Below are 23,151 nucleotides of genomic sequence, written 5' to 3'. Positions count from 1 at the left end.
TCCTACCGGCCAGCGCTCCCGACTACGGAGCGCCTGCCTGACTTCTCCCCCATACCCTCGCTCTTTGCAGATGCGAGCGCCTCCCTTTTAATAGCTGCACGAACGGCCGTCGCCGGGTCGGAAGCCATCGGCGCAGGCCGGGTTCATGGAATCTCCCGGCTGATATCCCGATGCCGAGCCATATGAATTCGGCGGTGTCGAGCAGCCTGAGGTCATCGCGGCAAGACTGATTGCTCCGGCTGCTACAAATGCCCGAAATCTGTTCATTGATGCTTCTCCAGTTACGCTTTGACGCAGTCACGAATGCTGTCGCTTAGGAGTAGCGGGAGAGGAATTTTCCCAGAACTCACCCCCAAATCACTTTAGGGTCCCCAGATATAGGCGCGCTTCTCGGTCAGGGTTAGCTGCAGTGCCCAAGATTTTCGTCGATCTTAAAAACTCGGTGTGAAGATCATCGACGATCAGCCGGCGGGAACAAATACCGTGATCAAAAGTTGAGTGGCATCAACAACGTAACGTCAGTTTCTGACAGGAGGTCTCTCATGGGTCGCGGTATTCTACTTTGGCTGCTCGGTGTTCCACTGCCTATCATCATTCTTCTGGCTCTGTTTATGCGATAGGAACAGATATGTCGATTTCAATGACAGGTTCCGGAGAGATTGCCACTCCGGTCGAATCCTCCAAATCGGCTATGACATGGGGGCCCATCTTCGGGGGAGCCGCGGCAGCCATTGGCGTGACGCTCATCCTTTTGCTGCTGGGATCCGGGCTTGGTCTGACCATGGTGTCCCCCTGGTCGGGGCAAGGCAGTTCGCTCGGGACGCTTGGCGTCACGGCAGCAATCTGGCTCGTTCTCGTGCAATGGCTTTCTTCCGCGCTCGGAGGCTATATCACCGGCCGGCTGCGGACGAAATGGGCGGCCGTCCATACAGATGAAGTGTTCTTCCGTGACACCGCGCATGGTTTCCTGAGCTGGGCTTTGGCGACAATCTTCGTCGCAGGGTTTCTTGCGTCGTCGCTGACGTCGCTCGCCGGCGCGGGTGCACAAGCGGTGGGTTCGGCGGCACATGCCGTGGGATCGACTGCCACGGCCGCCGGTACGGCAGCTGCATCGTCGGCAACTTCGCCGGTGGATCTCTCCACGTCCTATTTTACCGACGCATTGCTGCGTCCCGATCAAGCGCGAGCAGCGGCCCCATCCAATGATGCCGCGGCAACATCGGAGGTTTCCCGCATCCTGCTCAACGGCGCCGCCGAGGGCAAGATTCCCGATGATGACAAGGCCTATCTTGCCACCATCGTCGCTTCTCGGACCGGCCTTTCCGAAGCCGATGCACGCACCCGCGTCGACACGGTGCTGAAGCGCATCGACGACGCCAAGGTCGCCGCCCAGAAAGCGGCCGACGATGCACGCAAGGCGGCCTCCACCACGGCCTTGCTCGGCTCGCTTTCACTTCTGATCGGGGCTTTCATCGCCTCTGCCGCCGCGGCGTTTGGCGGATCGCAACGCGACGAAGAGGAAGATCTGATCGTCACTTCCCGGCGCTAAGGCACGGGATGAACTCGGGGCGCGCGGGGTCGAAAGGCCGCGCGCCCTATTTATGTTGCCTTGTTTGAAACGCAGCCCTTCGCCAGGTTGCAGTTTATTTCGCGGCGAGCGGAACATGTGGCCATTTTTGAGCTTCGGTTAAGTCAAACCTTTTCCGGAGAAAATAGATGGCCAAGAAGACGTCCAAGATCTCGCCCTCGGACAGCGCAACGATCCATGATCAGAAACTGCACCTGGGTGCAGGCGGCGAGCTTCATCAGTTTGCCGAAGACGGTTCGCCGGTGCTGACCACAGCCCAAGGCGGCCCCGTCTCCGACGATCAGAATACGCTTCGCATCGGCGCCCGCGGCCCCGCCCTCATCGATGATTTCCATTTTCGCGAGAAGATCTTTCATTTCGACCACGAGCGCATCCCGGAGCGGGTCGTCCATGCGCGCGGTTACGGCGCCCATGGCTACTTCGAAACATACGAGTCGCTTGCCGCCTATACCCGGGCCGATCTTTTCCAGCGGCCTGGCGAAAAGACGCCGGCCTTCGTCCGGTTTTCGACAGTCGCCGGCAGCAAGGGATCTTTTGATCTGGCGCGCGACGTGCGCGGTTTTGCGGTAAAGCTCTACACTCAGCAGGGTAATTGGGATCTGGTCGGCAATAACATTCCCGTCTTCTTCATTCAGGACGCGATTAAATTTCCGGACCTCGTCCATTCGGTGAAGCCTGAACCAGACAGGGAATTTCCGCAGGCGCAGTCGGCGCACGACAACTTCTGGGACTTCATCACCCTCACCCCCGAAAGCATGCACATGATCATGTGGGTCATGTCGGACCGCGCCATCCCCCGCTCCTTCCGCTTCATGGAGGGCTTCGGTGTTCACACCTTCCGCTTCGTCAACGCCGCCGATGAATCGACCTTCGTCAAATTCCATTGGAAACCGAAACTTGGCCTGCAATCCGTCGCATGGAACGAAGCGGTCAAGATCAACGGTGCGGATCCGGACTTCCATCGCCGCGACCTCTGGCAGTCGATCCAGTCAGGAAACTTCCCGGAATGGGAGCTCTGTGTCCAGCTCTTCGATCAGGACTTCGCCGATACGTTCGACTTCGACATCCTCGATCCGACGAAAATCATTCCCGAGGAGACCCTGCCGGTCAAACCGGTCGGCCGTCTCGTGCTCGACCGGATGCCCGAAAACTTTTTCGCCGAGACCGAGCAGGTCGCCTTCATGACGCAGAACGTTCCGCCCGGCATCGATTTCAGCAACGACCCGCTTCTGCAGGGACGGAACTTCTCCTATCTCGACACGCAACTGAAACGTCTGGGCGGTCCGAATTTCACCCATCTGCCGATCAATGCTCCGAAATGTCCCTTCCACAATTTCCAGCAGGATGGCCATATGGCGATGCGCAATCCTGTCGGACGGGTCAATTACCAGCCGAACTCCTGGAATCAGGGACCGCGAGAGTCGCCGGTTCAGGGCTATCGTCACTTCCCCGCCGAGGAGCAGGGTCCCAAAGTCCGGTTGCGGCCGGAAAGCTTTGCCGATCATTACAGCCAGGCCAGACAGTTCTTCATCAGCCAGACACCGCCGGAGCAACGCCATATCGCGGCAGCGCTGATCTTCGAACTGAGCAAGGTCGAGACACCTGTCATTCGCGAACGCATGGTCTCGCATCTGATGAACATCGATGAGACTTTGGCCAGCAAGGTCGGCCACGCACTCGGCTTCAAATCGATGCCGAAGCCTGCCGATGCCGCCATGCCGACGCGCCAGGATCTCGAGCCGTCGCCGGCGCTCAGCATTATCGAGCGCGGTCCGAAACGGTTCGAAGGACGCAAGCTCGGCATTCTTGTCACCGATGGTAGCGATGCCGCTATCTTCAAGGCGCTGCTTGCTGAGATCACCGAACAGAGGGCAACATTCGAAGTGATCGCGCCAAAGATCGGCGGCGTGACGCTCTCGGACGGCAATTGGATCGAGGCGCATCAGATGATCGACGGCGGACCTTCGGTGCTCTACGACGCCGTCGCGCTCCTCCCTTCCTCAGAGGGGAGCAGCGATCTCCTGAAAGAGGCAACGGCCCGTGATTTCGTGTCGGATGCCTTCGTGCACTGCAAGTTTATCGGCTATGTGGAAACAGCTCTGCCCCTCATGCAGAAGGCCGGAATTGCCGATTCACTGGATGAGGGCGTGATCAAGCTTAGAGCGGCAGGGGATGTCGCGGCCTTTATCAAGGTACTTGGCAAACTGCGTGTCTGGGGCCGGGAACCGTCGGTCAAATTGAATTGACCGTCTTGTCGCGGTGGGGATGAGTTGTCGCAATCTAAAACCCGCGCAAACGCGGGTTTTAGACCATGTGGGGCGCGCAACCTTCTTCCGTCTGGTGCGCTGTGGAGAGCCGTATGCGCTGGTGCTTTCGACAGATCTCCGACTTAGCCGTCTTATGGGCAGGGCATCGTGTGGCCGTTGGCACGCTGGTCGCCTTCGTAACCATCTGGACGGCAGTCGGCCTTAGTTTTTCTTTCCCTCGGCAGTGGCTTCTGCTGACCAACATGGTCGGTACACTTATTATATTTTTCATTTTGCTGCTGGTGCAGCACTCGCAAAATCGAGACATGATGGCGCTCCATGCCAAACTCGACGAACTGATCCGATCAAGTAAGGCCGGAAATCACTGGATTGCGGCTGAGAAGAAAGAGGCAGAGGCCATCGAGGAAATGCGCCGGCAACATCACGACCAGACCTCAGAGACGATGAACTAAACCGCGTCGCATCGAGGCCTGTGCATCAGGTGGAGGCTGCCTCCGTGGCAGATTTCTCATCCGCCTTTTCCTCAACGCATTCGGCTTGCGCGGCAAGCGTCTTGCTCATTTCCCTCAGTTCTTCTTCCTCCAGCTTTTCGATACCGACAAACTTGTTGGCGGCCTGGCTCGTCAGGATGAGTTCGTCAAGCTTGGCCTGGACCGCCTTCCCGTCACGGTTCTGGCTGTTCTGCAAGACAAATACCATCAGGAAGGTGATGATAGTCGTGGTTGTATTGATCACAAGCTGCCAGGTCTCAGAATAGCCGAAAAACGGGCCGGAAATCGCCCAGGCAAGCACGAGCGCCAGCGCCGCTACGAAGGTGAACGGCTTTCCCGAGAAATCGGCGACGAGGGTTGCAAAGGAAGAGAAGAAGTTGGGTTTGTTCGACATCTGAAAAGCCTCGTTGGCTTGCAGCATCAATGCTGTCAATCGACAACTTCAACGCCAAATCCCGGCCGAAGTTCCTCGCTGACGAGCTGTCGCGCACCCGGAAACGCGGCCCGCTCAGAAAATATTGTGCAGCGCAGCAACTTTTTGCTAGCCTAGACGTTTGGTTAAGCATCACCGCCATCCCGGCTGCTGATTGGCGGAGACTTTCATGAGATCTATGTCAGACACCCTCGCACGCCTTGCTGCGCTGCGTGGAACGCTTCGCCCCCAACCCACGCGGGACAATTCCGATCTTGTCGCCTTGGAGGCGTTTGGCGCAAACCCGGGTGCCTTGGGCGGTTATACCTATCTGCCGGGCAAGCGCGGGAAAAACATGGCCCTAGTCGTCGTCCTGCACGGCTGCACCCAAACTGCATCAGGCTATGATAGCGGGTCGGGGTGGTCGCGATTGGCCGAGGATTATGGCTTCGCACTGCTGTTTCCCGAGCAGCGGCGGGCAAACAATCCAAACCTCTGCTTCAACTGGTTTAACTCGGAGGACATAAGCCGGGATCACGGCGAGGTCTCTTCCATTCGCCAGATGATCGCAAAATTCGTTGCGGAACACGGCATCGACAGCCGGCGCGTATTCGTGACGGGGCTTTCGGCCGGCGGTGCCATGGCCGCCGCCATGCTTGCCACCTATCCGGAAGTTTTTGCCGGCGGTGCGATCATCGCGGGCCTGCCCTATGCCAGCGCCGCGACCATTCCCGAGGCGTTCGACCGAATGCGCGGCCATGGCGGTCCGACGGCAGAAGAACTGGAACTGCGGTTGAGAAACGCTTCAGGCCACAAAGGCCCGTGGCCGACAGTGTCGCTCTGGCAGGGAACCGCAGACAGAACCGTCGTGCCGTCCAATGCGAATGCAATCGTCGAGCAATGGAGAAATATCCACGGCGTCGACGCATCGCCATCGCGCGTCGAGGATATCGGACGACATCAGCGACGGGTCTGGACCGATGCTCAGGGGGTCGAGGTGATCGAACTCTATACGATTGCCGGGATGGATCACGGCACGCCGCTCGATGTCGGCACCGGCTACGGGGCAAGCGCCCCCTTCATGCTTGACGTCGGAATTTCCTCGACGGTCGAAATTGCCAGGTCCTGGGGCCTTGTTCCCTCGTTCGAAAAGCGGCGCAGTTCAGAACCCTCTGCTGCGCAACCGGAAAACGTCGCAGGTCCATTTGCCGCGGGGAGCGACCGTGGCAGCATTCAGAAGGTCATTGAAGACGCCCTTCGGTCTGCCGGCCTGCTACGGTAAAACGACACCAGGAGCGGTCCTGGCTGCTATACCGTCACGCTAGAATGACCGGCGGGAGCCGGCGAGATTGCGCTATCGGTTCTGGGACTTGGGCAGTGGCCCGTTTTGATGGCTGAGGACGAGTTCGATCTGGACATCCTGCTGAAACTGCATCACCCGCTGACCGACGTCGCTCTCCGGCATCCCGGCTGCCAGAAGCTGATCGGCGAGCCTGCGGCATTCGGCCCTCCAGAATTCTATCGCCTCTGCGCCGTGTCGCCGGCCGAGTTCACGGGCGCAGCGCTCGATATTGGCGGTTCCGGTTGCAGAGGGAAAAGCAATAACCCTGCCTTCACTAACGGCGGCGGGGCGGCAGGTCATTTCAGTAGCCATCGAACACAGGTTCCTTTGATCCTGTTCGTTGTCTACGGGACTATGGTTAATGCTTTCTATCGTTCGTCTCGGTTCCTTTTGACGAAGCAGAATTTGCAGCCCGCGGCCGTCAGTCAGGCTCGCCTTCGACCTTGACGCCGGCAGGCCGATGCGCCGACAGTCCGTGTCACGCTCGATACTCCAGGCAACAGAGACCACCGATGACGACAAGCAATCCCCGCGATTTCCTGAAAAGCCTGTTCGACGCGGCGGTTTGCGCCGCCGATCCGCTGACCGGCATCAAGGCAAACCTGCCGGATCGGCCGAAGGGAAAGACCGTTGTGATCGGTGCCGGCAAGGGTGCTGCGCAGATGGCGCGGGCGCTTGAAAGCGTCTGGGAGGGGCCGCTTACGGGTGTGGTGGTCACGCGCTACGGCTATGGCTGCGAGACACGCGATATCGAGATCATCGAGGCTTCCCACCCTGTTCCCGATGCGGCAGGCCTTGCCGCGGCAAGGCGGCTGGTGGAGACGGTGAACGGACTGACGGAAGACGATCTGGTGATCGCGCTGATCTGCGGCGGCGGCTCGGCCCTGCTGCCCGCTCCGCCGCAGGGGCTGGCTCTCGAAGACGAGATTGCCCTCAACGAAAGGCTGCTTGCCTCGGGCGCGCCGATCTCGGCGATGAACGTCGTGCGCAAGCATCTCTCGACCATCAAAGGCGGGAGACTTGCGGCAGCAACCAGAGCAAGGGTCGTCAGCCTGATCGTCTCCGACATTCCTGGCGACAACCCGGCCCATGTCGCCTCCGGGCCGACCGTGCCTGATGGTTCGACGCGGCACGATGCGTTGGAGATCATCAAGCAATATGGATTGCAGCTGCCGCAGGCAGCGCTCGACCATCTGAATTCGCCGAAGGCCGATGCGCCGAGGCCGGACGATCCGGTCTTCTTACGGCACACGCATCATATCATCGCTTCTGCCGGCGTGTCGCTGGAGGCGGCGGCCGCCTTGGCGAAGTCGCAGGGGATCGAGGCCGCCATCCTTTCGGATGCGATCGAAGGAGAATCGCGCGACGTGGCGCGGGTGCATGCGGCCATCGCCCGCGAGGTGGCGGGTCGGAACAGGCCGTTTTCGAAGCCGGTCGTCATCCTTTCCGGCGGCGAGACGACGGTGACGCTCCGAGCCAAGGGCGGCAAAGGCGGACGCAACGGCGAATTCGCCCTCGCCATGGCGCTTGATATCGACGGACAGCAGGGTATCCATGTCCTTGCCGCCGACACGGACGGGATCGACGGCTCGGAGGATAATGCCGGCGCCTTTGCCGATGGCGGCACAGTCAAGCGCCTTCGTGCCGCCGGGCTCGATCCGCGCCGGCTGCTCGACGGCAATGACAGCTATTCGGGCTTTGCGGCCACCAGTGACCTCTTCGAAACCGGCCCGACCGGTACCAACGTCAATGATTTCAGGGCTATCTTGATCGTATAAAATCGGGCCAAGTGGCGCCGGCGGATCAGGTTTTGATCCGCCCCTGCCCGACCAGCCATCCCACAGCCTCCTGTACCGCCTGCAGGGAGGAGTATCGGGGGGTGTAACCGAGCTGGTGCCGGGCTTTGGCGATCGAACAATTCGGGCTGCGGGCAATATGCTCCCAGGTCGCCTCCGCATCTTCGGCTGTCTGGCTTTTGGCCCAGGCATCGAATGGGGCGAAGCTGAGCTTCGGCTCCTGCCCGAACCAGTGCGACATGGATTCGGCATAACCGCGGAGCGTCAGCGCCTGCTCCGAAACCGCGTGGAAACTTTCGCCGATCGACGCATTCCAATTGGCAATCGCCCCCATGAACATCGCCGCTACGTCATCGGCATGGACGTGATGAACGGTCTCAAGACCGAAATTGGGCAGCGCCAGGCTCTCTCCCCGAGCAAGGGTTGAAAAGGCCTGCAGGTTGAAATTACCGGCCGGATTGAGCGGCGCCCATCCGGGACCGACAATGTGGCCGGGATGGATGATGGTCGTCGGAAAGCCGCGAAGCCTTGCCTGCTGCAGCAGATAGGTTTCGATCGCCGCCTTCTGGATGCCGTAGTCACCGAATGGAGACTTCGGCGCCTCTTCGAGCGTCGGCACGGCACTGGCGTGGCCGTGTGTCCAGATCGTGCCGGTATGCAGAAAATGACCGACATGCCCGGATAGCGCCGTCACCAGATGCTCCGCGCTCTCCAGCGTGAAGCTGATCATGTCGATGACGATGTCGGCTTTCAAGTCACGCACGGCCGGGCCGAAATCACCCGTCCGCTCCATCGCTGTCCGATCCATCTGACGCTGATCGACGGAGGCCCAGGCGCGGTTTTCCGTGTAGGGCTTTGCCGCGCCGCGGCTGATGGTGACGACGTCGTGCCCTGCCTCAACCAGACGTGGAACCAGATAGGTTCCGACATGGCCCGTTGCACCGATGACCAAAACCCGCATTGTCGTTCCTCCCTCGATATTTCCCCGTCGACTATGCTGCGCCGTGTCGCGATCCTGCAAGCAGAGTTTTCGCCAAGGATGGCGGCCCCCGCTATTGATTTTTGAAAACAATACAGGTGCCGCCGTGACTGCGGATCTGGTTGCAGAGGTTGTTGGCCTCCAGGCGCGTCTGCCGGCCGATACGGGCGGCATAACGCGGGCGAAAGCCGAAGCTGCGATCGCGCTGGCGCAGGATCAGCGGCTGTTCCGCGTTGAGCGGTGCTGGCAGATCCTGCACGGCATCGAGAAACATGCGCCGGGCGACCGAGACATTGGCGTTCGCGGCAAGCTGGACGCCCCAGGGCGCCCAATCGCCTTCCGGACGCCAAGGCGTGTCCTTCAATATCCGGCGCTCGGCAAGCGCCACGCAGCCATCGACAAAGGGCTTGTCCTTGTCGAGCGGGGCCGCCGCATCTTCCGGCGGATTATCCTTCCACTCTTCCACCGTATGGGCGGTGATCGCCATGACGTAGCCGCGCGTCTCGTAAGGTAATCTGCCTGACGCCAGGTAAGAAGCGAGGCCGTTTTCGCCGGCATTGTAGGCAGCGGCGGCAAGGCCGAGATTGCCGAAACGATTGCGCAATTCGTCGAGATACTGCGCCGATTTCCGCAGCGCCTCCAGCACCTGGTAGCTGTCTTCGAGGCCACGAAGTTTCGCCGTTCCCGGCATGAACTGCGCAATTCCCTGCGCGCCTTTGAAGCTGACGGCATCGGGGCGAAAGGTGCTCTCGCGCCAGATGAGACGGGCGAAATACTCCGGCGGCAGTTGATTGGCCTCGGCGAAATGCTCGATCGCAGCGCAGAGATCGCGGTTGAAATTGTCCTTACGGATGCAGAGCGTCTCACCCGATCCCGACGCCGAAGGTCCGGAATAGAGGCAGGCCGGTTCGGCATCGCTTCCTTCCGGCTGAGCTTTCGGCATGTCGATGACGGAAAATAGAAAACAGAGCGAAAGCAGGGCCTTCGCAGCTCTCCTCCCCATGTCGGACTGATGCTTTCGCCCTATCATCGGATCTCGGCAGGTTCGAACTTTCATCGCGACGCTGATCCTAGATAGCATCGATCACGGCGCGATGCTTCCTCATTTCGGCAATGGCGCATGAAAAAGCCGCCGGGCCAACGGCCGCGGCGGCTTCAGTAAAGATCTTGAAAACAGCAATCAGGCCGTCGGCTGCTTGGTCTTCCGGAGATAGGGCAGAACCGTATCGAAGGAGCCGAAACGCGTGATCGCGTCTTCGTTGGAAACCGCAGCGGTGATGATGACGTCGTCGCCCTGGTTCCAGTTCGCCGGTGTCGCCACCTGGTGCTTGGCCGTCAGCTGGATGGAATCGATGGCGCGCAGGATCTCGTTAAAATTCCGGCCCGTCGTCATCGGATAGGTGAGGATCAGCTTGATCTTCTTATCGGGACCGATGATGAAAACCGAACGCACGGTGGCGTTGTCGGCGGGCGTGCGGCCTTCCGAGCTCTCGCCGGCGCCGGCCGGCAGCATGTCGTAGAGCTTGGCGACCTTGAGGTCCTTATCGCCGATCAGCGGATAATCGACGTCGAAGCCGGTGGCGGTCCTGATGTCGTTCTTCCACTTGGCATGGCTTTCCACAGGATCGACCGAGATGCCGATGATCTTGACACCACGCTTGGAAAAGTCTCCGGCGAGGCCGGCCATGGCGCCGAGCTCGGTCGTGCAGACAGGGGTGAAATTCTTCGGATGCGAGAACAGGACGGCCCAGCCATTGCCGATCCAATCATGAAAGCTGACCGGTCCCTGTGTGGTGTCGGCGGTAAAATCGGGGGCAATATCGTTGATGCGTAAGCTCATGGTCGGCCCTCCAAAGCCTTGTGTTCAATGTTGTTTGTTTCAAATCGAGGCCATGGGATCCGTCCGCCGGAAGCGGTCACGAGATTGCGGTCAACAGGATCGCACCGGCCGAAGGTAAAAACTTCCCATTCCAGGATTTTAAGTACGTCATATACCACGATCACCGAAGGCATGCTCTTTCGATTTCAGGCCTGCGGCGGCATTATTTTTCCGATGCAACCGAGCGATGACAGGGCCGATATTTCAATCGGCCCTCTCAGAAACATTCCCGGTCCGCCCTGCCCTCATTCAAGCCGCCTGCACGGTTTTAATCCTGCCGATGCCGCCGACAACAGACGCGAAATCGGCCCAGACGCCCTGCGCGCCCCTCTGCCATTCATCGAAGACTTCCGGCTTCAAGAGCTTGCCGCCATGGCCAAGCGCCGTCTCGACGGACTTCACCTCGTCGTCGACGATCAGTTGGTTGAAATAAGCGGCGCCTTCGCTGGACGCCTGCTGGAATACCGCCTTCTGCTCGTCATTCAAGCCGGCCCAGAAGGTCGAGGAATAATAGATGACTCCGGACGCCCAGATGTGGCCGGTCTCGGTCATATCAGGCACGACCTCATAGAGTTTAAAGCCGGAATAGGCCGATTTGGTCAGGTCCATCGCGTCGGCGACGCCGGTTGATAGCGCATTGTAGGTCTCGGTGATCGGAATGCCGATCGGCGTCGTGCCGAATGCGCTCCAGAGCTTGGTGTGCAGCGGGCTCTGAATGACGCGGATGCGCTTGCCCTTCAGCTGCTCGGGCCGCGTCACCGGTTCCTTGGTCAGGAGATGGCGGGCGCCGTAATTGATGAAATCGCCGACGACGAAATTCTGCGCCTGCAGCCTCTGCTTGAGATCGGCACCGACATCGCCGCTGACGGTCCTGCGCACATGGTCGGCATCGCGGAAGAGGAAGGGCAGATCGAGGATCTGCAATTCCGGCGCCCAGCCGGAAAGCGACGAGACCGTCGTGAGGCTCGCCTGGATCGAGCCGAGGCGCACGCCCTCGGCCACTTCCTTCTCGCCGCCGAGCGCACCGTTCCTGACGATATTGAACTTGAACTGGCCGGGAAGCTTGGCCTCGACCAGTTCGCCGATCTTCACCCAGATCTTCGTTTCCGGCTTGTCGTCGCCAAGCAGCGAGGCAATCGTGATCGTCGTGGTCCGGGCGGTGGCCGTGCGGACGAAAGCGGGTGCTGCCAGTGCCGTTCCGGCGAGCGCTGCGGTTTTCAGGAAATGGCGTCGGTTGAGATTGTCCATGGGGTTGTCCTGTTCGTTAAACGATGATGGCCCAGGCGCAGAGGATTGCGAGCGAGACCAGAAGGGCGAGCAGATAGGGAACCACCGCCCGAAAGAGCTCTGAGGCGGGAATGCGGGTGACGCCGCTGACGACGAAGATCAGCATGCCGAGAGGCGGCGTCAGTCCGTGGATCATCAGGTTGACGACGATGATCACGCCGAACTGGATGGGATCGATGCCGGCGGCAACCGCTGCCGGCAGCAGGATCGGGCCGAAGAGCAGGATCGCAGCGCCAATATCGAGAACGAGACCGACGACCAGCAGAATGACGTTCGACAAAAGGATGACGGCCAGCGCGCTGCCGCCGAGCGCCGTCGTCAGGTGCGAGATCAGCGAGGACACGTCATCGACCGCCAACAGGAAGGCGAAAGGGCCGGCCGTGCCGATCAGAAGACCGATCGCCGCTGCCTCGACCGCCGCCTGACGGAAGGCAGCATAGAGCGAGAGGAAACCGAGCTGCGCGCCGATGCCGAGCAGCAGCGTGTAGAAAGCCGCGAGTGCAGCCGCCTCGGTTGTCGTGACGATGCCGATACGGATGCCGACGACGACGATGACGCCGAGGCCGAAGGCCGGGATCGCCTGGACCGCCGATTGCCAGCGCTGCCTCGCGCTGGCCCGCGACAAGGTGACTTGCTCGCGTACGGTCAGGTGGATGGCGACAGCCAGGCATATTGCCATCAGCCCGCCGGCGAAGAAGCCGCCGACGAGCAGTGCGCCGACGGAAAGATTGGTCGCCGAGGCAAGGATCAGAAATGCGATCGACGGCGGGATGATGTTGTCGAGAACCGATGTCGAGGCGATGATCGCCGCCGCCTGCGCGGGGGGATAACCGTGCTTGACCAGCTCCGGCTGGAAGGTCGATGCGCCGAAAGCGGCATTTGCGACCGAGGAGCCGGAAGCGCCGGAAAACAGAACGCTGGTCAGAAGCGTTGTCTGCGCCAGTCCGGCCCGGCGATGACCGACCATAGCAGCGGCGAAGCGCACGAGCTGATTGGCGACGCCCGACGCCGTCAGCAGGCCGCCGACGAGCAGGAAGAACGGAATGGCGAGCAGCAGGAATTTCGATATGCCGGTGACGGTGGAGGAAACGATCGCCGCTTCCGGCAGGCTGCTGCCGAAGGCGATGGCGACATAGGCCGCAGCGAGAAAGGCGTGCGGCAGCGGTGCAGCAAGCACGAGACCGATCGCCGCGATCAACCCGAGGAAGATACTCGGCGGCCAGTCGAGATCAATTGAGATATGCGGGATGCCCGCATAGAGCGCAACGCCCAGCGCAAGCGAAAGCGTTACCGGCAAGACCTTGCCGTCGGCGATACGCTGCAGCAGCAACACGACGAGGATCAGCGCCCCGCCGGCGCCGAGGAAGCCGAAGCGGATCCATTCCGGCAGGCCGAGCGTCGGCGAGGTACCGCCGAGCATCGTCATGATCTCGCTGCCGCCGAAACTCAGGATCAACGCCGAAAGCACGGTGAAGATGTCGGCGCCGATCCGTGTCAACTTCTGCAGCTTTTCCGGCAGCATCCTGACTAAAACATCGAGGCGCATGGCAAGCGCGCTGTTGAGGCTGAGCGGCGCGCCGAGCGCGATCAGTGCCACATGCAGCCAGATGCCGAGATCCTCGGCACCGATGAAGCCGGTGCCGAAGAAATAACGCAGGCAGACCGTAACGAGCACCATGAACAGCAATACGGCGAGAACGGATGCCGCGGCAGTGCCGAGGATCGCTTCTACAGCCCGCAGCGCCCGCGCCGCAAGCCCATCGTCCCCAACCCGTTCGATCGGATGAACTTCACTGGTGGCCAACAAACCTACCTTCTGCCCAGAGGATCTGGCACTCCTGATCCTCAAAGAGATCGCGGTCGAGAGCGTCACGCCTTTTCGCCGAAACGGAGCGCTTCCTCAAGCGGCAGCGGGCCAGAAAAATTGCGCTATCGGGCCTGTTGAATGGAGCAGCCCCAAAGTGCGGCATTTGATTGTTTTTTGGGCATTAATGTTCATGCACGTTTTTCAGGCGACACCTTGCCAAAATTGCTGCAGTGCGTCATCAATAAACAATGACGCATCTCGATCTGACAATTCTGGTGATCGACGAAAATGCCATACGCGCCTCCATCATCGAAGAAGGGCTGCGCGAGGCGGGGCACACGCGCGTCACCGTGGTGCATGAGGTCAACGGCATCGCGCGAATCATCGAAACGCTGACGCCAGACGTGATCATCATCGATATCGAAAATCCCAACCGCGACATGATGGAGCATCTGTTCCAGCTGACGCGCACGGTCAGCCGGCCGATCGCCATGTTCGTCGATCGCTCCGACACAGCCTCGATCGAGGCTGCGGTCGATGCCGGCGTCTCGGCTTATATCGTCGACGGATTGAAGAAGGAACGCGTCAAGCCGATCCTCGACATGGCGGTCAGCCGCTTCAATGCCTTCAGCCGGCTGCGGCGCGAGCTTGCCGACGCCCGCTCAGCGCTGGAAGAACGCAAGCTCATCGAGCGCGCCAAGGGCATATTGATGAAGATGCGCGGGCTGTCCGAGGAAGAGGCCTTCGCCCTGTTGCGCCAGACAGCGATGAACGAAAAGAAGAAGATGTCGGAAATCGCCCAGAGCGTCGTCACCGCCGCAGGGCTGTTGATGTAATGGCCGACGATCGCGAATTTCCGGAGGAACCGGAGTGGATATGATGACGAAGGCGACGAATTCTAGCGGCGGGCTGCCTTCGCCCGTGCGCGTCAATAACGAAGGACCGAAAGTGCTTCGGGCCGGCTTCATTCCGCTCGTCGACGCATCGGTGCTGATTGCGGCGGCAGAATTCGGCTTTGCGCAGAAGGAAGGCCTGACGCTTGATCTCGTCAAGGACGTCTCATGGGCAAATGTCCGCGACCGCCTGGCATTCCGCCAGTTCGATATCGCCCATATGCTGTCGCCGATGCCGGTCGCCTCCATGCTGGGTCTAGGCTCCAATCCCTCGCCGACGATCACGCCGTTTTCTCTGGGACGCGGCGGCAACGCGATCACGCTATCGACGCGGCTTTTCGACAGGATGCGGGATGACGCGGGATTGCCGGAAACGGCAAATGCGCTCGACAATGCGCAAGCTTTGGCGAAGACACTGGCGGCGATGAAGATGCGCGGCGAGCCGCTGCCGACCTTCGGGGTCACGTATCCCTTTTCCTCCCACAATTACGAATTCCGCTACTGGCTGGCGGCCGGCGGCATCGATCCCGACACGGACGTCAAGCTCGTCGTCGTGCCGCCGCCACTGACTTCGGACGCGCTTGCAGCCGGCGCGATCGACGGTTTCTGCGTCGGCGCGCCGTGGAATATGGTCGCCTCGGAGCGCGGTCTCGGCCGCATCGTCGCCGCCAAACAGGATATCTGGCCGTCGGCTCCGGAAAAGGTGATCGGCATGCGGCCGGACTGGGCGGAAAGCCATCCGGAAACCGTTTCCCGGCTGATCGTGGCGCTCGACGCCGCAGCCCGCTGGTGCGACCGGCCGGACAATCACGACGCGCTGGCGGCAGCTCTTGCCGATTCCCGCTATATCGCCGCCCCCGTCGAGATCATTCGCCGTGTTCTCGCCGGCGAATTCAGCCTCGATGCAAAGGGCAACCGCCGCGTCATTGCCGATTATTTCATGTTCCATTCCGGCTTCGCCAACTATCCCCGGCCGAGCCATGCTCTCTGGATCTACAGCCAGATGATCCGTTGGGGACAGGCCGAGGCCAGCCTCAACAGCGCAAGGGCCGCCGCATCCGCCTATCGCCCCGATCTTTATCGCAGAGCTCTCGGCGACGACAACGCACCCGATGACGCCGATATCCGCATCGAAGGCAATGACGACGGCGACCGCTTCATGGACGACCACGTCTTCGATCCGGCGCGATTGCCGGACTATGTCGCGGGCTTCGCCGTCCGGAGCGCCCTGCCCTTCGCTTCCCACAGCGATGAGACCTGATCGACAGGCCGGCCTGCACAAAACGCCAGCAAGGTTCTCCGTCTCCCACACCGCAACGCACAAAAAATTTGCACGATTTTCAGCAGCTCCAAAAACGGGCATACGACTGAATTTTAAAAATCCTTACTTTATTCAGTGACTTATTATAAAAACAGCAAACTGGCACGCAGCTTGCAACGCTATTAATGCACCGATCAACGACGATCAGCAGGATGAGCGCGCATCAGGCGCTCGGGGACGACAAAGACATTGCGCTTCAGATTGAAGACGTAGGTCTTACTGACATGAATTCGGCGTCCAACGACGGGCGCCACCAGCAAAGCCGCTGATCAGGATAATTCGCGCACCTCGTGTATGCGCGGCCTGGCCAGCGGCTTTTTTGTTTTAACCCTCAGCAATGGATCGGCACGACCTCGTCGGGCCACGGAGAAGCCATGTCTGTCATCGAGAAAGCAGAGCCTATGTCCGCCGGCGAACCAGCCAAAGCATTGTGGATCTCCACAGCCGCCTTCACCCTCTGTTTCGCCGTCTGGACGATCTTTGCGATCATCGGCATCCGCATCAAGCAGGACCTCGGCCTGAACGAGGCGGAGTTCGGATTGCTGGTCGGAACCCCGGTCCTCACCGGCTCGCTGGTGCGCATCGTCCTCGGCATCTGGACAGAGCGTTACGGCGGCCGCCTTGTTTATACGATCACCATGCTGGCCGCCGCATTGGCGACATTCCTGCTTTCCTACGCCCAGACTTATACGCAGATGCTGATTGCCGGTCTCGGCGTCGGGCTTGCCGGCGGCTCCTTCGCGGTCGGTGTCGCCTATGTCTCGCCCTTCTTCCCGGCGAAAAAGCAGGGAACGGCGCTCGGCATCTTCGGCGCCGGCAATGTCGGCGCAGCCGTGACCAAATTCGCCGCCCCCTTCGTCCTGCTGGCATGGGGCTGGCAGGCGGTTGCGGAGATCTGGGCCGTCTGTCTCGCGCTGATGGCAATCGTCTTCTGGTTCACCACCACCGATGACCCGGCCTTCCGTCTTCGCCGCGAGCGCGGCGTCGCCTCCAAGAGCCTGGCTCAGGAATTCGCGCCGCTGCAGAACGTTCAGGTCTGGCGTTTCTCGCTCTACTATTTCTTCGCCTTCGGAGGCTTCGTTGCCCTTTCACTGTGGCTGCCGCGCTACCTGGTCGGCGTCTACGGCTTCAACCTGGAAACGGCCGGCATGGTTGCTGCCTGCTACTCGATCCCGGGCAGCATCTTCCGCGCCTTTGGCGGCGTGTTGTCGGACAAGAAGGGCGCACGCAGCGTGATGTATGCGATGCTGGCCGTGTCGGCCGTGGCCACTCTCATTCTGGCCCTGCCGGCCGCTACGATTACGCCTGCCATTTTCATCGTCGTCATCTTCGTGCTCGGCTTCTTCATGAGCCTCGGCAAGGCCGCCGTCTTCAAGCACATTCCGGCCTACTATCCCGAAAGCGTCGGCGCCGTCGGCGGCATCGTCGGGATGATGGGCGGCCTTGGCGGCTTCATCCTGCCGATCGCCTTCGGCCTGCTCAAGGACATGACCGGCCTATGGTCCAGCTGTTTCCTGCTGCTCTTTGCAGTCGTCGTCGCTTCTCTCATCTGGATGCACCTGTCCGTAAAGCAACTGTCGCGCCAGGGGCACTCGGCGCCCGTGGCTGCAACCTGATCTAAGGACTTGGAAATATGACCGAAAAACTTGTCATCATCGGCAATGGCATGGCGCCCGGGCGCATGCTGGAGCATCTCTTCGAACAGGCGCCCGGACGCTATGAAGTGACGATCTTCAATGCCGAGCCGCGGGTCAATTACGACCGCATCATGCTGTCGCCGGTTCTCTCCGGCGAGAAGGACTATGAGCAGATCATCATTCACGGTGACGGCTGGTACATCAAGCACGGCATCATGCTCTACAAGGGCCACAAGATCATCAACATCGATCGCGTCGCCAAGACGGTCACCTCCGACCACGGCGTCACCGAAAGCTATGACAAGCTGGTGATCGCCACCGGTTCCGTACCCTTCATCATCCCCGTCCCCGGCAAGGATCTGCCCGGCGTCATCACCTATCGCGACCTGGACGACGTGCAAGCGATGCTGCTTGCCGCTCAGTCGCGCGAAAAGGCTGTTGTCATCGGCGGCGGTCTGCTCGGCCTGGAAGCGGCGGCCGGTCTTGCCCAGCGCGGCATGGACGTCACCGTGCTGCACGTCATGCCGACGCTGATGGAGCGCCAGCTCGACCCCGCCGCCGGCTATCTGCTGCAGAAGGCGGTCGAGGAGCGCGGCATCAAGGTCATCTGCAAGGCCAATACCAAGGCGATCGTCGGCAACGGCAAGGTCGAGGGCATCGAGCTTGACGACGGCCGCATCATCCCGGCAACGCTGGTGGTGATGGCCGTCGGCATTCGTCCGAGTGTCGGCCTAGCGAAGGACGCCGGCCTTGCGGTCAATCGCGGCATCGTCGTCGATGCCGGCATGCAGACCTCGGATGGCAATATTCTGGCGCTTGGCGAATGTGCCGAGGTGGGCGGCATGGTCTACGGCCTTGTTGCGCCGCTCTATGAAATGGCCCGGATTGCCGCAGCGCATCTCTGCGGCGATCGCTCGCCGGCCTTCGTTCACGCGGATACACCGACCAAGCTCAAGGTCACCGGCATCGAGCTCTATTCCCTTGGAGACTTCGCCGACGGCGACGACCGCGAGGAGATCGTGCTCCGCGATGCCAGCGCCGGCGTCTACAAGCGCCTCGTGCTGAAGGACAACAAGATCATCGGCACCGTGCTTTACGGCGAGACCGCCGACGGCGCCTGGTTCAACGATCTGAAGAAAAAAGCGACCGATATTTCGGAGATGCGCGAGACGCTGATCTTCGGACAGGCCTATCAGGGAGGGTCGCCGCTGGACCCTATGGCGGCCGTTGCAGCCTTGCCGGATGACGCGGAGATTTGTGGCTGCAACGGCGTATGCAAGGGAAAGATCACCTCGACGATTACGGCCAAGGGGCTGACGTCGCTCGACGACGTGCGGGCCCATACCAAGGCGTCGGCCTCGTGCGGCTCCTGCACCGGCCTCGTCGAGCAACTCATGGCGCTGACGCTCGGCGACGGCTACAATCCGGCTGCGGTGCAGCCGATGTGCACCTGCACCGAACTCGGCCATGACGATGTCCGCCGGCTGATCAAGGCAAAGGGGCTGAAGAGCATCCCGGCCGTCATGCAGGAATTGGAATGGAAGACCTCCTGCGGCTGCGCCAAGTGTCGGCCGGCACTCAACTATTACCTGATCAGCGATTGGCCGGACGAATATGCCGATGACTACCAGTCGCGTTTCATCAATGAGCGTGTGCATGCCAATATCCAGAAGGACGGCACTTACTCCGTCGTTCCGCGCATGTGGGGCGGCGTCACCAATTCGAACGAACTGCGCGCCATCGCCGATGTCGTCGACAAATTCGAGATCCCGATGGTGAAGGTGACGGGCGGCCAGCGCATCGACCTGCTCGGTATCGAGAAGGAAGACCTGCCGGCCGTCTGGGCCGATCTCGGCAAGGCCGGTTTCGTTTCCGGCCAGGCCTATGCCAAGGGTCTGCGCACCGTGAAGACCTGCGTCGGCTCCGACTGGTGTCGCTTCGGCACCCAAGATTCCACCGGTCTCGGCATCCGCATCGAGAAATTCATGTGGGGTTCGTGGACACCGGCCAAGCTGAAATTGGCAGTGTCCGGCTGCCCGCGCAACTGCGCCGAAGCAACCTGCAAGGATATCGGCGTGATCTGCGTCGATTCCGGTTTCGAGATCCATTTCGCCGGTGCCGCCGGTCTCGACATCAAGGGTACGGAGGTGCTCGGCCTGGTGAAGACCGAGGACGAGGCGCTGGAGCATATCGTGGCGCTGACGCAGATGTATCGCGAGCAGGCCCGCTACCTCGAGCGCATCTACAAGTGGGCCAAGCGCGTCGGCCTCGAAGAAATCCGCCGGCAGATCATGGGCGATGCGGAAAAGCGCGAAGCCTATTACGAGCGCTTCGTGTTCAGCCAAAAGTTTGCCCAGGTCGATCCCTGGTCGGAGCGTGTTTCCGGCAAGGACAAGCATGAGTTCAAGCCGATGGCGACGATCGGCTATCCGCAGGCTGCAGAATAAGGAGATGGGCATGAACTGGATCGCAATCGGCGACATCTCCGACATTCCGCTGCGCGGGGCGCGTTGCGTAAAGACACCGCAGGGCAAGATCGCCGTCTTCCGCACCGCCGAAAACGAGGTCTTCGCCATCGAGGATCATTGCCCGCACAAGGGCGGTCCGCTGTCTCAGGGCATCGTTCACGGCAAAGCCGTCACCTGCCCGCTGCACAACTGGGTGATCTCGCTGGAAACCGGCAAGGCTCTCGGCGCCGACCAGGGCGAGGTCCGGACGATACAGGTGCTGAACGAAGACGGCAGGCTGTTCATTGCCCTGGAAAGCCTGATGATGGCGGCGGAATAGATGGTGGCTGAGGTCAAGACCACCTGTCCCTATTGCGGTGTCGGCTGCGGCGTTCTCGCCACCGTCGACGATGCAGGCTCAGTCAGCATCAAGGGCGATCCCGAGCATCCGTCGAATTTCGGCCGGCTCTGCTCGAAGGGCTCGGCGCTTGCCGAAACCATCGATCTCGATGGCCGGCTTCTTTATCCCGAAATCGCCGGCGCACGCAGCGGCTGGGACGAGGCGCTGGATCTGGTCGCCCGGCGCTTTTCCGAAACCATCGCCGAACACGGGCCTGACTCCGTTGCCTTCTACGTCTCGGGCCAGTTGCTGACCGAGGATTACTACGTCGCCAACAAGCTGATGAAAGGCTTCATCGGCTCGGCCAATATCGATACCAATTCAAGGCTCTGCATGTCCTCCTCGGTGGCGGGGCATCGCCGCGCCTTCGGCGCCGATACGGTGCCCGGAACCTATGAGGATATCGAACTTGCCGATCTGGTGGTGCTCACCGGCTCCAACCTTGCCTGGTGCCATCCCGTCATCTATCAGCGGCTTGCCGCCGCAAAGGTGGCGCGGCCAAACATGCGCATCGTCGTCATCGATCCGCGCCGGACGATGACATGCGATATCGCCGACCTGCATCTGGCAATCAGCCCGGATGGCGACGTCGCGCTGTTCATGGGACTGCTTGCCCATCTCGCGACAAGCCCGGCAATCGATCAGAATTATATCGCTTCCCACACGGAAGGTTTCGCCGACGCCTTTGCGGCGGCCGCAGCGCTTGATATCAACGACCTCCTGGAGCGGACCGGCCTGCCGGCCATGCAGATCCGGGAGTTCTTCCGGCTGTTCGAGACCACGCCGAAGGTCGTGACCTGCTACAGCCAGGGCGTCAACCAGTCCTCCTCCGGCACCGACAAGGTCAATGCCATCCTCAACTGCCATCTGGCGACCGGCCGCATCGGCCTTCCCGGCATGGGACCATTCTCGCTGACCGGCCAGCCGAACGCCATGGGCGGGCGCGAGGTCGGCGGTCTCGCCAATATGCTTGCCGCCCATATGGCGATCGAAAATCCGCAAGACCGGGACCGCGTGCAGCGCTTCTGGAATTCACCGGTCATCGCCGCACAACCCGGCTTGAAGGCGGTCGACATGTTCCGTGCGGTGGCCGACGGGCGCATCAAAGCGCTCTGGATCATGGCCACCAATCCCGTCGTCTCGATGCCGGACGCCGACAGCGTCGAAAGCGCCATCGCCGCCTGTCCCTTCGTGGTGGTCTCCGATATCCTGAAAGAGACGGATACGACCCGGCACGCCAATGTGCTTCTACCCTCGCTCGGCTGGGGCGAAAAGGACGGCACCGTTACCAATTCCGAACGGCGCATTTCCAGACAGCGGCCGTTTCTCGGCATATCAGGCGATGCCAAGGCCGACTGGTGGCAGCTTGCAGAGGTCGGACGCCGCATGGGATTTGCCGCCGCCTTCGACTTCAATGCGCCGGCCGCAATCTTTGCCGAACATGCCGCGCTCTCCGCCTTCGAAAATAACGGCAGCCGCGATTTCGACATCGGCGCTCGCGCGAGCATAAGCGACGGCGCCTACGAAGACCTGTCGCCCTTTCAATGGCCGCAGGCGGTCGGGACCGAACCCGGCATCACCCGCTTCTTCGCCGAGGGCGGGTTTTTCCATGCCGATGGCAAGGCGCGCTTCGTCGCGGTGCAACCGCCGGCAACAGATCGCACCAATGCCGATTACCCCTTCACGCTGAACACCGGGCGCATCCGCGACCACTGGCACACAATGACGCGCACCGGAAAGAGCGCGCGGCTGTCCGCCCACATCGCCGAACCCTTTGCCGAGATCCATCCGCGCGATGCGATCGAGACCGGTATATCAAGCGCCGGCCTCGTCGAGATCGACAGCCCCCACGGAAAGGCGATCGTCCGGGCGCTGGTGACCGATCGCCAGGCACGCGGCGGCATTTTTGCGCCGATGCACTGGAACGACCAATTCGCCGCAAAAGCGCGGATCGACGCGGTGGTCGCGCCGATAACCGATCCGTTTTCCGGCCAGCCGGCGTCGAAGAACGTTGCCGTCGCCGTCCGGCCCTTCCCCGCCACCCATTATGGCTTCGCCGTCTCGGCGACAAAACCGGCGACACCTGAGGCAGCCTATTGGGCGCTGGCGAAAGCCGACGGCGGTTGGCGGCTGGAACTTGCCTTCAGAGACGCGGTCGACGACTGGACGGCCTGGTGCCGCGCGGTTTTCGCCATTCCTGATGAAATCGAGCCGCTGGGTTATGCCGACCGGCAATCCGGCGACCTCAGGCTCGCCTTCTTCGATGGCGAGACCCTGCTCGCCGCGCTGTTCCTCGCCCGCGAGCCGGTCGCCGTCGCCCGCAACTGGGCGATCTCGCAGCTTTCCGCCTCGCATGGCGACCTCAGGAAGCGCTTTGCACTCGTTGCAGGCCGTCCCGGCGCCGGCAGGCCGGATCCGGGCGCCACCGTCTGCTCCTGCTTCAGCGTCGGGGTCAACCAGATCGCTGCCGCCGTGCGCGGCGGATGCCACAGCGTCGAGGCGGTCGGCAAGGAAACGAGTGCTGGAACCAATTGCGGCTCCTGCCGCAGCGAAATCGGCAGGATCATCGATCGCTGTCTTGCCGCGGCCGCGGAGTGAAAGGCCG

General features: G+C 61.2%; 19 protein-coding genes. 11 read left to right on the top strand and 8 right to left on the bottom strand.

Annotation, left to right across the window (positions count from 1 at the left end; genetic code table 11):
- Positions 1–87: 87 nt before the first annotated feature.
- Positions 88–267: a hypothetical protein gene (locus GR197_RS32275; protein WP_164009227.1), complete on the bottom strand. Its 180-nt coding sequence runs from the start codon at positions 265–267 to the stop codon at positions 88–90.
- A 361-nt stretch (positions 268–628) separates the two neighbouring features.
- Between GR197_RS32275 and GR197_RS10840 the strand changes: the two genes are divergently transcribed.
- From GR197_RS10840 to GR197_RS10830, 3 genes are all read left to right on the top strand, one after another.
- Complete coding sequence (locus GR197_RS10840) at positions 629–1,549, top strand: hypothetical protein (RefSeq protein WP_164009225.1); 921 nt, start codon at positions 629–631, stop codon at positions 1,547–1,549.
- A gap of 167 nt (positions 1,550–1,716) precedes the next feature.
- Positions 1,717–3,834, top strand: a complete 2,118-nt coding sequence (locus GR197_RS10835) for a catalase (protein ID WP_164009223.1) — start codon at positions 1,717–1,719, stop codon at positions 3,832–3,834.
- 113 nt (positions 3,835–3,947) lie between these two features.
- Entirely contained in the window at positions 3,948–4,307 is a 360-nt protein-coding gene (locus GR197_RS10830) for a low affinity iron permease family protein (protein ID WP_164009221.1), read from the top strand.
- 25 nt (positions 4,308–4,332) lie between these two features.
- On the opposite strand, the gene GR197_RS10825 is transcribed toward GR197_RS10830, so the two are convergent.
- Positions 4,333–4,740: a low affinity iron permease family protein gene (locus GR197_RS10825; RefSeq protein WP_164009219.1), complete on the bottom strand. Its 408-nt coding sequence runs from the start codon at positions 4,738–4,740 to the stop codon at positions 4,333–4,335.
- 208 nt (positions 4,741–4,948) lie between these two features.
- Between GR197_RS10825 and GR197_RS10820 the strand changes: the two genes are divergently transcribed.
- Positions 4,949–6,040 carry an extracellular catalytic domain type 1 short-chain-length polyhydroxyalkanoate depolymerase gene (locus tag GR197_RS10820; protein ID WP_164009217.1) on the top strand — a complete coding sequence of 364 codons (1,092 nt, stop codon included), beginning with the start codon at positions 4,949–4,951 and terminating at the stop codon, positions 6,038–6,040.
- A 72-nt stretch (positions 6,041–6,112) separates the two neighbouring features.
- On the opposite strand, the gene GR197_RS10815 is transcribed toward GR197_RS10820, so the two are convergent.
- Positions 6,113–6,412: a DUF6074 family protein gene (locus GR197_RS10815; protein WP_164009215.1), complete on the bottom strand. Its 300-nt coding sequence runs from the start codon at positions 6,410–6,412 to the stop codon at positions 6,113–6,115.
- Positions 6,413–6,612: 200 nt separating this feature from the next.
- Here GR197_RS10815 and GR197_RS10810 point away from each other — a divergent pair, with 200 nt between their 5' ends.
- Complete coding sequence (locus GR197_RS10810) at positions 6,613–7,878, top strand: glycerate kinase type-2 family protein (RefSeq protein WP_164009213.1); 1,266 nt, start codon at positions 6,613–6,615, stop codon at positions 7,876–7,878.
- Between the two features lie 25 nt (positions 7,879–7,903).
- Here GR197_RS10810 and GR197_RS10805 read toward each other — a convergent pair whose 3' ends face one another.
- From GR197_RS10805 to GR197_RS10785, 5 genes are all read right to left on the bottom strand, one after another.
- On the bottom strand, positions 7,904–8,857 hold the full coding sequence (locus GR197_RS10805) for an NAD-dependent epimerase/dehydratase family protein (protein WP_164009210.1): 954 nt from the start codon (positions 8,855–8,857) through the stop codon (positions 7,904–7,906).
- 91 nt (positions 8,858–8,948) lie between these two features.
- The gene (locus GR197_RS10800; protein ID WP_164009208.1) at positions 8,949–9,905 is read right to left on the bottom strand and encodes a lytic transglycosylase domain-containing protein; all 957 of its coding nucleotides are present in this window, start codon (positions 9,903–9,905) and stop codon (positions 8,949–8,951) included.
- A gap of 150 nt (positions 9,906–10,055) precedes the next feature.
- Positions 10,056–10,715 carry a peroxiredoxin gene (locus GR197_RS10795; protein ID WP_164009207.1) on the bottom strand — a complete coding sequence of 220 codons (660 nt, stop codon included), beginning with the start codon at positions 10,713–10,715 and terminating at the stop codon, positions 10,056–10,058.
- A gap of 288 nt (positions 10,716–11,003) precedes the next feature.
- Complete coding sequence (locus tag GR197_RS10790) at positions 11,004–12,002, bottom strand: TRAP transporter substrate-binding protein (RefSeq protein ID WP_164009205.1); 999 nt, start codon at positions 12,000–12,002, stop codon at positions 11,004–11,006.
- A gap of 16 nt (positions 12,003–12,018) precedes the next feature.
- On the bottom strand, positions 12,019–13,845 hold the full coding sequence (locus GR197_RS10785) for a TRAP transporter large permease subunit (RefSeq protein ID WP_164009204.1): 1,827 nt from the start codon (positions 13,843–13,845) through the stop codon (positions 12,019–12,021).
- A gap of 251 nt (positions 13,846–14,096) precedes the next feature.
- Here GR197_RS10785 and GR197_RS10780 point away from each other — a divergent pair, with 251 nt between their 5' ends.
- The 6 genes from GR197_RS10780 (at position 14,097) to GR197_RS10755 (ending at position 23,144) form a co-directional block, all read left to right on the top strand.
- On the top strand, positions 14,097–14,684 hold the full coding sequence (locus GR197_RS10780; protein WP_164009203.1) for an ANTAR domain-containing response regulator: 588 nt from the start codon (positions 14,097–14,099) through the stop codon (positions 14,682–14,684).
- 34 nt (positions 14,685–14,718) lie between these two features.
- Positions 14,719–16,002, top strand: coding sequence for a CmpA/NrtA family ABC transporter substrate-binding protein (locus GR197_RS10775; RefSeq protein ID WP_348643267.1), 1,284 nt, complete (start codon positions 14,719–14,721; stop codon positions 16,000–16,002).
- Positions 16,003–16,436: 434 nt separating this feature from the next.
- Positions 16,437–17,678, top strand: coding sequence for an MFS transporter (locus GR197_RS10770; RefSeq protein ID WP_164009202.1), 1,242 nt, complete (start codon positions 16,437–16,439; stop codon positions 17,676–17,678).
- Between the two features lie 17 nt (positions 17,679–17,695).
- Complete coding sequence (gene nirB / locus GR197_RS10765; protein WP_164009201.1) at positions 17,696–20,146, top strand: nitrite reductase large subunit NirB; 2,451 nt, start codon at positions 17,696–17,698, stop codon at positions 20,144–20,146.
- A 4-nt stretch (positions 20,147–20,150) separates the two neighbouring features.
- Complete coding sequence (gene nirD, locus GR197_RS10760; protein WP_204330162.1) at positions 20,151–20,486, top strand: nitrite reductase small subunit NirD; 336 nt, start codon at positions 20,151–20,153, stop codon at positions 20,484–20,486.
- Positions 20,487–23,144: a nitrate reductase gene (locus GR197_RS10755; protein WP_164009197.1), complete on the top strand. Its 2,658-nt coding sequence runs from the start codon at positions 20,487–20,489 to the stop codon at positions 23,142–23,144. It begins immediately after the preceding gene.
- The last annotated feature ends 7 nt before the right edge of the window (positions 23,145–23,151 follow it).

The organism is Rhizobium phaseoli (assembly GCF_010668805.1).
Lineage (GTDB): Bacteria > Pseudomonadota > Alphaproteobacteria > Rhizobiales > Rhizobiaceae > Rhizobium > Rhizobium phaseoli_A.
Note: the sequence above shows the minus strand (reverse complement) of the source record. Positions and strands in the feature narration are given on the sequence as shown.